We start from the raw sequence: 14,868 nt of genomic DNA, 5'->3' as shown, positions 1-14,868 counted from the left end.
TAAAGGAAACTTAAATTTCGGCTTTTCTCCGCGCGTGAGAACGGCCCGTTCGGCATGGCGACGATGCCGGTAGGCCGGATGGTATCCGCTGCTATATCGCCAGCTCGCGCGAAAACAACGAAGCGAAAGCGTTCAAGGCCTCGACGAGCGCCACGTCGCCCTGTGCCGTAGCCAGACGGAACGTCTCCACGTCACCGGCCAGCAGGCGGACGAATTCATTGAGCGCGTCGTTGCTCATCGCAATGCCCTCGTATCGCTCGAAAAATGCCGACGCCTTTTCGGCCAGCAGGATCAGCACGGCCGCATGGCTGCCGGGCCGGCTTGCGCCGTCGCGGCACTGCAGTGCGAACTCCCTGAGATCGGTCAGGCCAAGACCCCGTCGCGAAAGCGATGCCGCTGCCAGTTCCAGATTCATTTTTCCTCTCCAAAAAGTGCCGTCGGTCGTGACGGTCAGACGAACGCATCGAGGCTTTCGTACAGCAACTCGACGCCGTCCATGAAATCGACGAGACGCATCGACTCGTCGGGATTGTGCGAACCATGCTGGTTCCGAACGAAGATCATCGCGCTGCGAATGCCCGCTTCGGCGAACATCGCGGCGTCGTGCCCCGCACCACTGGGCAAACGCGGCGCGCTCAGATTCAATGCGCGGGCATTTTGCTCGAGCAACGCGATCCAGCCTGCATCCATCGTTGCGGGCGCGGTCTGCAACAGCGTGCCCGTTTCGAACCGCACGCCATGCGAGGCGGTGGTGTCGGCCAGCGTCCGTTCGAAGACGTCGAGCACGCGTGTCAGCACTTGCGGGTCGGCGCTGCGGGCCTCGAAGCTGAAGTCGACTTCGCCGGGAATGCGTGAAATCGCGTGTTCTTCCGCGCGCGTGCCGAACACGCCGCAGGTGATCACGAGGTCGGCGCCCTGAGCGAGTTCCTGCTTCCAGTACTCGTCGAGTGCGCCGACCACGTGGGCGGCCGCGAAGACCGCATCGTGGCGGCGCTCGCGCGGCACGGCGCCCGAATGGCCCGGCTCGCCGATGCAGCGTACGTTGCGGTAGCGCACGTTGCCGCGGATCGACGGCACGATGGCGACGGACTGCTGTGCGTCGTCGAGCAACGCGCCCTGCTCGATATGCAGTTCGATGTAACCGGCCGCGTGATTCGCGTCGAGCAGGACCTCGCCGGCGGCAATGGCTTCGACGTCGGCACCGACTTCGCGCATGCAGGCGGCGAGCGTCGCACCCGTCGAGCGATGGCGCGCATCCAGCAGCGCTCGCGGCAGGCGGCCGAAGAGGGCGCTCGAACCGAGATACGCTTTGCCGAACCACGCGCTTTCCTCGCCGCGCAATGCCAGCACATGGAGCGGATGCGCGCCGCGCCGTCCCTCGTCGCGCTGCCGCATCAGACAGAGCAGGCCGGCGACCACGCCCGCGAGGCCGTCGAAATTGCCGCCCTCGGGCACGGAGTCCAGGTGCGATCCGCACAACACGGGTCGATCGCGCGTGTCGTCGGCGAGCGAGAAAGTGACGTTGCCCGCGCGATCGACCTGTGTCGCGATACCTTGCTGCTGGGCGAACTGCGTCAGCACGCCGATCCCGCGGCTTTCACCGGCGCCGTACGAGTCGCGCGTCACGCCGAGCCGTCCGGCCGTTGCCGCGCGCACCGAGTCGAAAAGCGCTTGCGCGATGTGCGCGTAATGAGCCGTTGCTTTCATGAGGGTGCGCCTAGGCTTGATGGGCCGCCGCGAGGAACTGGCGCAGTTCGTCGGTCTGGGGGCGGTTGAAGAGCGCGTCGGGCGAACCGCTTTCGTGTATGCGTCCCTGATGCAGGAAAACCACGCGATCGCAGACCTCGCGCGCGAATCGCATTTCGTGCGTGACCATCACGAGCGTCATGCCGCCCGCCGCGAGTTGCTTCACCACGGCGAGCACTTCCTGCACGAGTTCCGGGTCGAGCGCCGAGGTGATCTCGTCGCACAACAAGGCTTTGGGCGACATGCACAGCGCGCGCGCAATCGCCACGCGCTGCTGCTGCCCGCCGGACAGTTGATCCGGATACGCGTCGAACTTGCTGGCGAGGCCGACACGTTCCAGCTGAAGCGCCGCCTGTTCGCGCGCCTGCGCGGGCTTCATGCCTTGCACGATCATCGGTGCGAGCATCACGTTGCGCCCCACGGTGAGATGTGGAAACAGGTTGAACTGCTGGAAGATCATGCCGACTTCGAGCCGCAGTTGCCTGAGCGCCGCCGCGTCGGCGGACAGGCGTGTGCCCGCGACGTCGATCGTGCCGCCGTCGATCGTTTCCAGTCCGTTGATGCAGCGCAGGAGCGTGCTCTTGCCCGAGCCGCTTCTGCCGATCAGCGAAATGACTTCGCCCTGGCCGATATTCAGATCGATGCCTTTGAGCACTTCGTTTTCGCCGAAGCGCTTCGTGATCCGGTCAATTGCGATAAGGGGCATGGAAATGGTTCTCCAGATGACGGCTCAGTGCCGAAAGCGGCCAGCACAGCAGGAAGTACAGCAAGGCGACGAGCCCGAAGGTTTCGAGTGGCCGAAACGTCGTATTGCTGATCATCGCGCCCGCCTTGGTGAGTTCGACGAAGCCGATGATCGAGGTGACGGAAGTGTTCTTGACGATCTGCACGCAGAAGCCGACCGTGGGGGCAATCGCGAGACGGCAGGCCTGCGGCAGCACGATGTAGCGGTATTGCTGGACGCGGGTCATGGCGAGCGAAGCGGACGACTCCCACTGTCCGCGCGGCACGGCCTCGATGCAGCCGCGCCAGATTTCCGCGAGGAACGCCGCCGACCACAGCGAGACGGCGATTCCCGCCGCGCACCACGCGGGCACGTCGAAGCCGAACAGGGCAATGCCGAAGAACACGATGAACAACTGCATCAGGAGCGGCGTACCCTGAAACAGTTCGATGAAGGCCACTGCCACGCTCCGCGCGGTCTTCGCCGACGAAAGCCGCAGCCCCATGACCGCGAGCGCGAGGGCGCCGCCAAAGAGAAAGGCGACGAGCGAGAGCAGCGCGGTCCAGCGAGGCGAGCAGCGCGCGCAGGATGTCCCAGAACGTGAAGTCCATGACGCGTTACCTCGCCGGGTGGGTTGCGCGGGCCGCGATGCGGCGCGCCGGCTGCCCGGGCGAGCGCGGCGTGATACGTGCGATCACGAAGCGTTTGCCGATCGCGTGCAGCGCATGGCGCAAGACGATGGCGAGCAGCAAATATGTGAGCGTGGCGCTCGCGTAGGTTTCGAACGCGCGGAACGTGCGGCCCTGAATGAAGTCCGCGGCGTGCGAAATGTCGTTCAAGGTGATCTGCGAGCACACGGAGGTCGTGAGCATCATGATGATGAACTGGCTCGTGAGGGCCGGCCAGACCTTCTGCAACGCGGGTCGCAGCAGCACGTAACGGAAGATCTGGAAGCGCGTCATGGCGAGACTCGCGCCGGCTTCATGCTGACCGCGCGGCGTCGCCGCCATGGCGCTGCGCAAGATTTCGGTGCCATAGGCGCCGAAGTTGACGGTGACCGCGAGCAGCGAGGCTTCGATCGCGTCGAGTTTCACGTGCAGTTGCGGCAGGCCGAAGAAGATGAAGAACAGTTGAATCAGGAACGGCGTGTTGCGAAAGATTTCCACATACGCGCGCGTCGCCATCCGGGCCCAGGGCCTGCCTTCCGCATGCATCCACGCACCGGCGATGCTCAGCACGAATCCGCCGAAACCGCCGGCGACGCTGACGGCCAGCGTCGTCGCCACGCCTTGGGCGAGCAGGGGCAGATACGGCGCGATTGCGCCGAAATCGAATTGATAGGACATGATCGAAGCTCTCGGGATCGAGATGCGATGGACGGGCGCGTCACCGTCTCATGACGCGGCGGGGCACGAGACGGTGTCGCCCAACGGGTTCGGCGGCGCGCCTTTCCAGGTTGAAGGCTCGGAGCGAAAGGCGCGGGGCTCAGGGCTTCACGTCGAGCGGCTGCTTGAGCCACTGGCGCGACAGCGTGTCGAGCTGGCCGCTGGACTTCTGCGCGGCAAAGATGGCGTTGACGGCTTCGAGCATGGGCGCATCGCCTTTGCGAACCGCGGCGCAGACCGGCGAATCCATGAGCAGCAGCTTCTGCGCGAAGTGCTTCTGCGGGTTATCGGCCAGCAGCTTCGCACCCACGATGTTGCCCGTGGCGAGGAATTCGGTCTGCCCCGACAGGAAACCCGCCACCGCCGAGCTGTTGTCTTGGTAGCGCGAGAACAACGTGCCGGCCGGCGCATTCTTCGTGATGAAGAGGTCTTCCTGCGAGCCCGTCACGACGCCGATCTTCTTGCCCTTCAACGCGCCCACGTCCGGCAGCGCCTCGGCTTGCGGGCCGAATATGGCCGTGTAGTAAGGCGCGTACGGCGCGGTGAAATCGATCACCTCGGCGCGCTGCGGATTCTTGCCGAGATTGAGGACGAGATCCACCTTGTTCGTCAGCAGGTACGGGATCTTGTTGGCCATCGTCACCGGCACGATTTCCAGCTTCACGTGCAGCGCGGCCGCGGTCAGTTTCGCGACTTCGACGTCATAGCCATGCAGTTGCATGTCGCTGCCGGCCGAGCCGAACGGTGCGTAGTCCTGCGGCACCGCCACGCGAATCACGCCCGCCTTTTTAATGTCGCCGAGCGTGTCGGCCTGCGCGTTCGACGCGAGGCCCAGCACGGCGCTCAGGCCGGCGATCGACAACACTGCCGCGCTCACGCGGCGCTTGAGGGAGGTGGAGAGACTCATCGTGCGGACTCCGGAATGGACTTCAGGAAGGCGTGGAACGCCTCGTCGAACGCGGCAGGGGTTTCCAGCATGGGCGAGTGACCGCTCTCGGTCATCTCGGCGAGCTTGCTGTTGGCGAGCCCTTCGAGCAGGCGGTGCATGTGTTCCATCGTGCGGCCCGCGTCGTGCGCGCCCCACACCACGAGCGCCGGCAGCTTCACGCCCGGCAGATGCGGACGCATGTCGGTTTCGATCAGCGACGCCTGGATGTCGATCATGGCCGAGAGCGGCGCGGCCTTGGCGCGCTCCACGTAGCCTTCGAAGAACGGCTGGGGCAGTTCGCGGAACCAGTGAGCGCTGATCTCGCGCATCGTTTCGATGCCGTCGTTTTCGAGTTGCGCGAGCAGGGCGCGGCCGAGCGCGTGATTGGTCATCGAAGGGCCGGTGCAGACCAGCACGATGCCGCCGAGCTTTTCCTGGTAGCGCACCGCGGTCATCTGCGTGACGACGCCGCCCATCGAATGGCCGACCACGATCGGCTTGTCCAGTTCGAGCCGGTCGATGAAGGCGGCCACGCGGCGCGCGAGCGCTTCGATCGTGAAGCCGTCGGGCGGCGCGTCGGAGCGCAGGAAGTTGTCGATGGCGAGGCCGCGGAAACCGGGCGGCAGCGCGTCGACCGTGCGCTGCCAGAGTTCCGACGAACTGCCGAAGCCGCCGTGAAGGAAGATGACCGGGCGGCCGGTGCCGCCGCTGTCCGTGTAGTGAACGCGGGCGCCGTCGAGTCGGATGATGGGCATGAAGTTCTCCTGGTTGGATGAACCCAGTATCCGGCGGCAAAATGGGCGGGCCAACGCTCATTTTTGTTATTTGACGTCTTTTTATGACCAATGTAACTTTTTTGAGTCACTGGTTCTCGCAGTCCGAGGCATCCCCATGGAAAGTTTCCGCGCCATCGGCGAACGCCTGAAATGGCATCGCCAGCAGATGAAAATGACGGCCGACGAAGTGGCCGAAGCGATCGGCGTGTCGCGGGCGTTATTGCACCGCTACGAGTCGGGCAACATCGTCAAGCTCGAGACGCTGGAGAAGTTCGCGCGCGTGTACGGCATGTCGCCGAGCACGCTGCTGGGTCTGGGCGCGGAATATCTGACCGACGGCTTCCGGTTCTTCGAGCGGGTCGCCAGTCTGGAGGAGAAGGCGGACCGCGTGTCGGTCGTGTTCGGCCCGCTGATCTACGTGCTGAGCTCGCCGGGCTACGACCGCTCGCTCGCCCGCAGCCTGCACGATCCGCAGGATCTCGACCCGCTCACGCCCGAGGAGGGCAAGCGGCTCCTGCAGGTGCTGGAGCGGCGCAAGGCGATCTTCCGGTTCCGGCAGCCGGCAATGGTCAATATCGTGCCGCTGAGCAGCATCGAGCGCTATCTGGCGAACGGCCTGGCCGTGACCGCCGACAAGCCGTATGCGGAGCGCGCCGAACTTCGCCGCGAGGCCGCGCGCGAGATCAGCCACATGGCGGACCTGATCGTTTCGCCGCCCATGCACGTGCAGATCGGCCTGACGACGCAGCCCTTGCCGACATCGGGCTATCAGATCATTCATGCGGACGGCCGCCGCTATCTCGTGAACAGCCCGTTCCGGATCGGCCAGCCGACCAATTTGCGCTACGGCGTGGGCACCATCACCGAAGACCCGGAAGCGCTCGACAAGCACGACCATCTGACCAATACGTTGTGGCAGACGTCGCTCAAGGGTGCCCAGGCGGAGCACGAACTACGCCGGCTGATCAAGAAGTACTCGGACTGACTCCCGGTTCGCGTCGTCAGGCAGACCGGCGGGCCGGCGCCGGCGCAACGCCCGGCGGGCATGGGCGCTCGCCCGGCTCGACGGTGCTGCCGCCTACGAGCCGAATGCCGTTGCGACGCTGCAGCAGGTCGGCAACGCCCAGCAGCGCCTGGTCGGTGAACGCGCGGCCGAATACCGTCACGCCCCACGGCAGGCCGTTGCGCATCGTGCCGGTGGGCACGGCCACCGCCGCGTAGTCCAGCAGGTTCATGAAGTTCGTGTAATAGCCGAGCAGCGAATTCGGTGCGATGGCGTCGCGGGCGAGTTCGGCGAGCGTGACCGGGCGCGGATACGTGGGCGTCAGCACGAAATCGAGCGTGTCGAGCGCGGCGTCGCAGGCGGCTTTGAGCGCTTGCAGGCGGTATTGCGCGCGGAACAGGTCGACCGCGCTGGCCTCCGGCGCCTTCGCGAGCACCTCGCGAATCACGGGCAGGACCGCGTCGGGCGTGGCGCGAATCAAGTCACCGATCACGCTGTAGCGTTCCGCGACCCACGGACCCTGATAGAGCAGCCGCGCCGCCTCCACAAAGGGCGCGAAGTCGATTTCGACCGCTGCGCCGCCCGCCGCTTCCAGCATCGCGCGCGCCTGCGCGAACAGCGCCGGGCTTTCGGCGCAGCCCGCGAATTCCAGTTGCGACGGCACGCCGAAGCGAAATGCCGCGGGCGTCGCGAACGCGCGTGCCGTGTTCTCTTGCGGATTGCGGCGGCTGTACGCATCGCGCGGATCGAACTGCGCGCTCAGCTCAAGCAGCGCGCTCGCTTCCGCGGCGGTGGCCGTGAAGAACGTCACGCAGTCGAGCGTACGGCACGCGGGTACGACGCCCGCCGCCGACAGCAAGCCTTTGCTCGGTTTGAGGCCGACGAGATTGTTGAGCGCGGCCGGTACGCGCCCCGAACCGGCGGTGTCGGTGCCGAGCGCGAAGCTGGCCACGCCGAGCGCCACCGCCAGCGACGACCCGGCACTCGAGCCGCCCGCGGGATACCCGGGATGCACGCTGTTGCGGCACGCCCCGTAAGGCGAGCGCGTGCCGTTGAGGCCCGTCGCGAACTGGTCGAGGTTGGTCTTGCCGAGCGGGATCGCGCCGAGTTCGATGAGCCGCGCGACGAGCGTCGCCGACTGCTTCGGCGTATAGGCGAAGGCGGGGCACGCGGCCGTGGTGGGAATGCCCGCGAGGTCGATGTTGTCCTTGATCGCGAACGGAATGCCGTACAGCGGCAACGTGTCGATGTCGAGCGTGTCGAGCCGTTCGAGGTAAGGCGCGAGTTCCGCCTCGCTGAGCAGATGAATGAACAGGTTGAATTCGGCGTTGAGGGCCGCGGCCTGGTTGCGCAAACCGGCCACGAGCGCGCGCGGCGTGAGCGTTCCCGCGCGATAAGCGGCGCGCAGCGTGGCAAGACGCAGATCGAACGAGGGCATGTGGGTGGCTTCCATGTTCAGGGCTGGCGAATGACCGCGACGCGTTGGCCCGCGCGCACCGGCGAGCCTGGCGCGACATGAACCGCGCTCACGGTGCCGGCGCAGGGCGCGCAAACCGCGATCTCCATCTTCATCGACTCGATCACGAGCAGTACGTCGCCGGCCGCGACCGTTGCGCCCGTGGCGACTTTCACCTGCCACAAGCTGCCCGCGATCTCGCTTTCCACGGCCGTTTCGCCAGCGGCGAGCGGCGCGAGTTCGGCTTGCTCGGCCTGCGGCGCTTCGAGCGCGTCCTCGGAGGCGCCCGCTGCGCGCCAGCGCTCGCGTTCGGCCTGGAACGCGGCGCGTTGCTGCGTGCGGAACGCGTCGATGCTTACGGCTTCGCGCGCGAGAAACGCCTGATAGTCGGCGAGCGACAGCTCGGTCTCGTCGATACGCAACGGATAGCGCCCGAGCGGAAAGTCCGCGCGAATCCGCAGCAGTTCGTCCGCCGGGACTTCGTAAAAGCGGATCTGGTCGAAAAAGCGCAGCAGATACGGCTGGCCCGCGAAATCCGCGCTCTGGCGGTAGCGATTCCACATCTGCAAGGTGCGGCCCACGAACTGATAGCCGCCGGGGCCTTCCATGCCGTACACGCACAGATACGCGCCGCCGATGCCCACCGAATTCTCGGCCGTCCAGGTGCGCGCCGGGTTGTACTTGGTCGTGACCAGCCGGTGCCGCGGGTCGAGCGGCGTCGCGACCGGCGCGCCGAGATACACGTCGCCGAGACCCATCACGAGATAACTCGCCTCGAACACGATGCGCTTGACCGCGTCGAGCGAGTCGAGATCGTTGATACGGCGGATGAACTCCAGATTGCTCGGGCACCATGGCGCGTCCTTGCGCACCGTGGTCATGTATTTGTCGATGGCGAGACGGCAGGCGGGATCGTCCCAGGACAGCGGAATATGCACCACGCGCGAGGGCACGCGCAGATCCTGTTGCAGCAGCACGTCCTGCCATGCGCGCGTGACGATCTCGAGCAGGCGCGCGAGCGGCAACGTGTCGGGGCGGTAGTGCACCTGCAGCGAGCGTATGCCGGGCGTCAGGTCGATCACGCCGGGCAGCGCCTGCGCTTCGAGCGACTGCATCAGCGCGTGGCCGCGAAAGCGCGCGACGAGGTCGAGTTCCGCCGGGCCGATCTCGAGCAGCAGATGCGTGTCGCCGGAAACGCGCGCCACGAGCCGTTCCTGATCCGCGCCTAGGTCGAGCACGATGGGCGAAGGCAGGGAAGCCAGCGTCGCGGTGGGCTCCGGCATCTCGCGCGGTTCGAGCACGAGGTTGTGCAATTCGCGCTCGCGCTGACGCATGGCCGCGCGCGCCGCGCCCATGTCCACCGGCACGAAGCGCACCTTGTCGCCGGCCTTCAACTGGCCGATCTGCCACAAGTCCGCCTCGATGATGGTCACGGGGCACACGAAACCGCCGAGGCTGGGGCCGTCCGGGCCGAGTATCACCGGCATGTCGCCCGTGAAGTCGATCGCGCCCACCGCATACGGATTGTCGTGAATGTTCGACGGATGCAGTCCCGCTTCGCCGCCGTCCTCGCGCGCCCACTCCGGTTTCGGGCCGATCAGGCGCACGCCCGTGCGGCTCGAATTGAAGTGGATCTCCCATTCCGTGGCGAGAAAACGCGCGATATAGGGCGCGCTGAAATATTCGGGCGCGCCGTGCGGACCGTAGATCACGCGGATCGTGCGCACGGCCTCGAGCGGCGGGACGTGGGTCAGCGCGTGGGTCAGCGCATTGGTTAGCGCATTGGTCAGCGCATTGGTCAGCGCGTCGCCCGCATGCCCGTCGTGGTCGAGCGGATAGAGATGCAGCACGTCGCCCGCGCGGATCGCCCGCCCGCCATGACCGCCGAACTGACCGAGCGTGAACGTGCTGCGGCTGCCGAGATAAAGCGCGACGTCGAAGCCGCCGCGCACGCACAGGTAGGCGCGCGCGCCCGCGCCGCGTATCGCGCCGAGCGCGAGCGTCGCGCCCGCCTTGACCACGAAGCGCGTGTGCATTGGCTGCGCGCGACCGTCGAGCAGCACGGGAAGCTCGGCGCCCGTGACGGCCACCACGGCTTCGGTGTTGAAGCGCAGCGTGGGGCCGCTCATGGTGATTTCGAGCGCGGCCGCGTCCGTGGCGTTGCCGAGCAGGCGATTGCCGAGCTGCATCGCGCGGTCGTCCATCGGCCCCGAAGGCGGAATGCCGACGGCCCAGTAACCGAGGCGGCCCGGAACGTCCTGCACCGTGGTCTGCGTGCCGCCGCTCACGACTTCGACGGTGCTCGCGCGATACGTGAGCGATTCGAGGCAGCGTGTCCAGGGTTCGCCGGACGCGAACGGCGTGTCGTCGAGAATCTGGCGCAGATAATCGCGGTTCGTTTCCACGCCGTAAATACGCGTGGCTTGCAGCGCGGCGTCGAGCGCGTGGCGTGCTTCGTCGCGCGTGGGCGACCATGCGATCAGCTTCGCGAGCATCGGGTCGAAGTAGGGCGGCACTTCGCAGCCGGCTTCGATCCATGTGTCGATGCGCAGCGCTTTGCCGTCCGCCTGCGGAAACGCCACGTCGGTGAGCAGGCCCGGGCTCGGCTTGAAATCGCGGCCCGGATCTTCGGCGTAAAGCCGCGCCTGGATCGCGTGACCGCGTGGCGCGAGCTGCGCGAACAGCGTGTCGAGCGGCGCGAGCGTGCCCGCCGCGAGTTCGATCATCCAGCGCACGAGGTCGACGCCCCACACCTGTTCCGTCACGCCGTGCTCGACCTGCAGGCGCGTGTTCACTTCGAGAAAGTAGAAGCGGCGCACGGCGCTGTCGTAGACGAATTCGACCGTGCCCGCCGAGCGGTAATCGACGGCCTTCGCGAGCTTCACCGCCGCGTCGCAGAGCGCCTGCGCGATGCCCTCGGGCAGGCACGGCGCGGGGGTTTCCTCCAGCACTTTCTGGTTGCGCCGCTGCACCGAGCAATCGCGCACGCCCAGCGCGATGGCGTGGCCCCGGCCGTCGCCGAATACCTGCACTTCCAGATGCCGCGCGCGTTCGATGTACTTTTCGAGGAACACGCCCGCGTCGCTGAAATTGTTTTCGCCGAGCCGTTTGACGGCGTCGAAATGCGTACCGAGATCGGCTTCGTTCCAGCACACGCGCATGCCGATCCCGCCGCCGCCCGCCGTGCTCTTGAGCATCACCGGATAGCCGATCGCGCGCGCCGCGTCGAGCGCCGCTTCGAGATTCGCGAGCAGGCCGGTGCCTTCGAGCATCGGCACGCCTTCGCGCGCGGCGATCTCGCGCGCCGTGTGCTTGAGGCCGAATGCGCGTAACTGCGCGGGCGTCGGGCCAATGAAGGCGATGCCGGCCGCCTCGCAGGCCTCGCCGAACGCCGCGTTCTCCGACAAAAATCCGTAACCGGGATGGATCGCCTGCACGCCCTCGCGCCGCGCGATCGCGAGAATCTTTGCGGTGTCGAGATACGTCGATGCGGCGGGTCCATCGCCCAGTTCGTGCGCGATGGGCGCTTCGCTCACGTGACGGCTCGCGCGGTCGGCTTCTGCGAACACGGCCACGCCGGTCACATCGAGTTCGCGCAGCGTTCGGAGAATGCGACACGCGATCGCGCCGCGATTGGCAATCAGGATCTTCTCGAACATGGAAAGCGTCTTTGGGGAGGCGGGCCGTCCCGCCGTGGGAATGGCGGCCACGGTCGTCCGTGGCTCGCGTCGCGTCAGCGACAGGTGGCGTGCTTCAGTGGTGCTGGGTCAGTTGTTCGCGCGTGCGCGTGCAGCAGCGGCCCGAGCGCACCAGCAAAAGGTGATGAATCCAGCGGCGTACGCGCTCGAGGTCGCTCAGTTCCATATCAGCAGCTCCGCGGGCGTGGGGTTGTAGGCGTTGCACGGGTTGTTCAATTGCGGGCAGTTCGAGATCAGCACGATCACGTCCATTTCCGCACGCAGTTCCACGTACTTGCCCGGCGCGGAAATGCCGTCTTCGAACGTGAGACCGCCTTCGGCCGTCACCGGTACGTTCATGAAGAAGTTGACGTTCGCGCCGATGTCCTGCTTCGAGAGCCGTCCGTCGTGCGCGCAGGCACGCAGGAAGTTGTCGCGGCAGCTATGCATGTAGCGCTTTTGCAGCGCGTAGCGCACCGTGTTGCTCTCCTGGGCGCACGCGCCGCCGAGCGTGTCGTGACGGCCGCAGGTATCGGCCACGATCGTCAGCATGGGATTGCCGAGGTTCGAATACAGCACCGTGCCCGTGCTCAGGTAGAGGCGCTGCTGGCGGCGCAAGGTGCGTTGCGGATCGAAGCGCTCGCGTGGGTCGGCTAGGCTGTAGAACAGCGTGTCCACGGCCTGATTGCCTTCGAGGTCGACGATACGCAGCGTTTGCCCGGCCTTCACCTCGTGAAGCCACGGCTCGCCCGCGCCGAGCGTTTCGCGATACACCGCGTGTTCGGGCTGTTTTTCGCTGACAGTGAGTGTCGTGGTCATGCGTGTATCTCCGCTCACAGAAAGAATCGTTCGGTGTTGAGGAAGCCGCGCACGTTTTCCTCGCAGGCCGTGCGGCAGATTTCGGCCACGTCGGGCTGCGCCACGCTCAGTTCGAGCTTGACGGGTTGGGGCGCGTAGTCGGCGTTCGGGTCGAGCGGATGCTGGATGGCGGTGAGCACGACCAGCGTGTTCATCGGCGCATAGAGGTCGACGTAATCGCCCGCCTGCGAATTGCCCGGCACGAAGCTGAGCGCGCCTTCGCTCGTGACGTCGACGCGGCTGAACAGATTGAGCGTCATCATCAGGTCGGTCATGCCGAGTCCCCATTTGCCCATCTCGACGAGCAGGTTGTCGGTGCCGTTGCGGTAGAAGCCGTTGCGCAGTTCCTGGTAGCGGCCCGCGCCGTAGCGTTCGAACACTTCCTGCGCGTTCGAGACGCCGCCGAGGCTGTCGTGCCAGCCGCAGGTATCCGCGACGATGGCGGCGAGCACGCGGCCCATGTCGGAGTAGAGGCAGTGGCCCGCCGTGAGCTTCGCCGTGTGCTGGCACTTGAGCGAATCGGGCAGATTGAGCCGTTCGCTCTTTTCGGCGGCGTTGACCATCATCACGCTGACGTTCGCGCCGCCGCGCAGGTCGGTTACGCGCAGCGACTGGCCGCGCTTGACGATGAGCGAGGCGTGGCCGCCTCCGGGTACGGTTTCTTCGAGCAGCAAGGTCATGAGGGTTCCTTCAACCGGGTTCCGTCACGCGGAGACCCGTTCGATTGCCGATGCGCCGCGCACGGCCGCCTGCGCCAGGTGAAGGGCGGAGGCCGAAGCGCGGCTGCGATCGAGGGGAATGTCGTAGGTGATGCGCGCGCCGTACGCGCCGGGCGCCTGCGGATCGACGCGCACCTTGTCGAACACGAGCACGCGGCTGCCGAGCGTGAAGCCCTCCTTCAGGTCGTGCGTGACCATGAAGATCGTGAGCTTCGCTTCGCGCCATAGCTCCGCGAGCAGCACGTGCATGTCGCGGCGAATGCCGGGATCGAGCGCGCCGAACGGTTCGTCGAGCAGCAGCACGCGCGGCTTCATCATCAGCGCCTGGGCGATGGCGAGACGCTGCTGCATGCCGCCCGAGAGCTGCTGCGGATACTTCTCCAGCGCCGCGCCTAGGCCCACGCGTTCGAGCATCGCCGCGGCCTCGTCGCGTGCGGCGCGCCGTTGCGCGCCAAAGAGGCGCCCCGTGAACTTCGCGCGCGGCAACTCCAGCCCGAGCATGACGTTGCGCAGCACGCTCAGATGATCGAACACCGAGTAGCGCTGAAACACGACGCCGCGATGCGCGTCGGGTTCGGCGGGCAGCGGCGCGCCGTCGAGCCGGATCTCGCCGCGCGTGGCGCGTTCCTGGCCGAGCAGCAGGCGCAGGAACGTGGACTTGCCGCAGCCCGAGGCGCCCACCATCGAACAGAATTCGCCTTCGCGCACGGTGAGATTCAGGCGTTCGAGCACGACCTGTTCGCCGTATTCCTTCCAGACGTTGCGGACTTCGATCATCGCGCGCCTCCGCCGTACCACGGGAAACACCATTGCGTGAGGCGGCGCAGCAGCTCGTCGGTGAGCCACGCGAGCAGCGTGATCCAGGCCACGTACGGCAGGATCAGATCCATCGACAAATAACGGCGCACGAGGAAGATGCGATAGCCGAGGCCGTCGGTGGACGCGATCGCTTCGGCCGCGATCAGAAAGAGCCACGCCGCGCCCAGCGAGAGCCGCAACGCCACCAGCAGGCGCGGTAGCAATTGCGGCAGCACGAGACGCAGGATCAGCGTCCAGCTGGTCGCGCCGAGCGTCTGCGCCTTGACCCACAGCTCGGCGGGAATCTCGGCGCTGCGCGCGTGCAGATCGCGAATCATCATCGGCGTGATGCCGATCACGATGAGCACGACCTTCGACAACTCGTCGAGCCCGAACACGATGAAGAGGATCGGCAGCACGGCGAGCGGCGGCACCATCGAGACCACGGTGATGAACGGCGAGAGCGTCGCGCTCACGAGCGGCAGCGCGCCCGTGGCGATGGCGGCCACCAGCGCGATCACGGCGCTCACCACGAGGCCGATGCCGAGCCGCCGCAGGCTGGAGAGCGTGTCGTCCCACAGCAGGTACTCGCCGGTGCGCCGGTCTTCGGTGAACGCGACGGACTTCACCGCATCGCTCATTTGCGCGGCGCTCGGGAGCAGCTTGTCGTCGGGGTTGGCGGCGAGCCGCAGCGACGATCCCGTGAAGTAGACCGCGCACAGCACGACGAACGGCAGCAGGAGCAGCATGAGGCCGCCGATCCGGCTCGGATGTCGGTTGATGAGTCGCATGGTGAGC

The 14,868-nt window shown here is 66.5% G+C and carries 12 protein-coding genes and 2 pseudogenes; 1 reads left to right on the top strand and 13 read right to left on the bottom strand.

Features of this window, described 5'->3' with window-relative positions; genetic code table 11:
- Positions 1-91 precede the first annotated feature (91 nt).
- From FAZ98_RS28220 to FAZ98_RS28190, 7 genes and pseudogenes are all read right to left on the bottom strand, one after another.
- Positions 92-415, bottom strand: coding sequence for a hypothetical protein (locus tag FAZ98_RS28220; protein ID WP_158956261.1), 324 nt, complete (start codon positions 413-415; stop codon positions 92-94).
- 35 nt (positions 416-450) lie between these two features.
- On the bottom strand, positions 451-1,707 hold the full coding sequence (locus FAZ98_RS28215) for a Zn-dependent hydrolase (protein ID WP_158956259.1): 1,257 nt from the start codon (positions 1,705-1,707) through the stop codon (positions 451-453).
- Between the two features lie 10 nt (positions 1,708-1,717).
- Positions 1,718-2,452: an amino acid ABC transporter ATP-binding protein gene (locus tag FAZ98_RS28210; protein WP_158956257.1), complete on the bottom strand. Its 735-nt coding sequence runs from the start codon at positions 2,450-2,452 to the stop codon at positions 1,718-1,720.
- Positions 2,433-3,081, bottom strand: a pseudogene (locus FAZ98_RS28205) (amino acid ABC transporter permease). Before FAZ98_RS28205 ends, FAZ98_RS28210 begins: the two are co-directional and overlap by 20 nt.
- A gap of 6 nt (positions 3,082-3,087) precedes the next feature.
- Complete coding sequence (locus FAZ98_RS28200) at positions 3,088-3,816, bottom strand: amino acid ABC transporter permease (RefSeq protein WP_158956255.1); 729 nt, start codon at positions 3,814-3,816, stop codon at positions 3,088-3,090.
- A gap of 139 nt (positions 3,817-3,955) precedes the next feature.
- Positions 3,956-4,762, bottom strand: coding sequence for a transporter substrate-binding domain-containing protein (locus tag FAZ98_RS28195; RefSeq protein WP_158956253.1), 807 nt, complete (start codon positions 4,760-4,762; stop codon positions 3,956-3,958).
- Positions 4,759-5,538: an alpha/beta fold hydrolase gene (locus tag FAZ98_RS28190; RefSeq protein WP_158956251.1), complete on the bottom strand. Its 780-nt coding sequence runs from the start codon at positions 5,536-5,538 to the stop codon at positions 4,759-4,761. The genes FAZ98_RS28195 and FAZ98_RS28190 overlap by 4 nt, the downstream gene beginning before the upstream one ends.
- A gap of 136 nt (positions 5,539-5,674) precedes the next feature.
- Here FAZ98_RS28190 and FAZ98_RS28185 point away from each other — a divergent pair, with 136 nt between their 5' ends.
- Positions 5,675-6,544, top strand: coding sequence for a helix-turn-helix domain-containing protein (locus FAZ98_RS28185; RefSeq protein ID WP_158956249.1), 870 nt, complete (start codon positions 5,675-5,677; stop codon positions 6,542-6,544).
- Positions 6,545-6,620: 76 nt separating this feature from the next.
- Here FAZ98_RS28185 and atzF read toward each other — a convergent pair.
- The 6 genes and pseudogenes from atzF to FAZ98_RS28155 form a co-directional block, all read right to left on the bottom strand.
- Positions 6,621-8,000 (bottom strand): annotated as a pseudogene (atzF, locus tag FAZ98_RS28180) (allophanate hydrolase); the annotation flags it as partial.
- A gap of 17 nt (positions 8,001-8,017) precedes the next feature.
- Positions 8,018-11,677 (bottom strand): urea carboxylase, encoded by a 3,660-nt coding sequence (gene uca / locus FAZ98_RS28175; protein WP_158956246.1) that lies wholly within the window; start codon positions 11,675-11,677, stop codon positions 8,018-8,020.
- 195 nt (positions 11,678-11,872) lie between these two features.
- Complete coding sequence (locus FAZ98_RS28170) at positions 11,873-12,514, bottom strand: urea amidolyase associated protein UAAP2 (protein ID WP_158956244.1); 642 nt, start codon at positions 12,512-12,514, stop codon at positions 11,873-11,875.
- Positions 12,515-12,528: 14 nt separating this feature from the next.
- A complete protein-coding gene (locus FAZ98_RS28165) occupies positions 12,529-13,233 on the bottom strand; it encodes an urea amidolyase associated protein UAAP1 (RefSeq protein WP_158956242.1) in 705 nt (234 codons plus the stop codon).
- A gap of 24 nt (positions 13,234-13,257) precedes the next feature.
- Positions 13,258-14,049, bottom strand: coding sequence for an ABC transporter ATP-binding protein (locus FAZ98_RS28160; RefSeq protein WP_158956239.1), 792 nt, complete (start codon positions 14,047-14,049; stop codon positions 13,258-13,260).
- On the bottom strand, positions 14,046-14,861 hold the full coding sequence (locus tag FAZ98_RS28155) for an ABC transporter permease (RefSeq protein WP_158956237.1): 816 nt from the start codon (positions 14,859-14,861) through the stop codon (positions 14,046-14,048). The genes FAZ98_RS28160 and FAZ98_RS28155 overlap by 4 nt, the downstream gene beginning before the upstream one ends.
- Positions 14,862-14,868: the final 7 nt, after the last annotated feature.

The sequence above is a fragment of the Paraburkholderia acidisoli genome, from assembly GCF_009789675.1.
Lineage (GTDB): Bacteria > Pseudomonadota > Gammaproteobacteria > Burkholderiales > Burkholderiaceae > Paraburkholderia > Paraburkholderia acidisoli.
The sequence above is the reverse complement of the archived record's forward strand: the minus strand, read 5'-3'. Positions and strand labels throughout refer to the sequence as shown.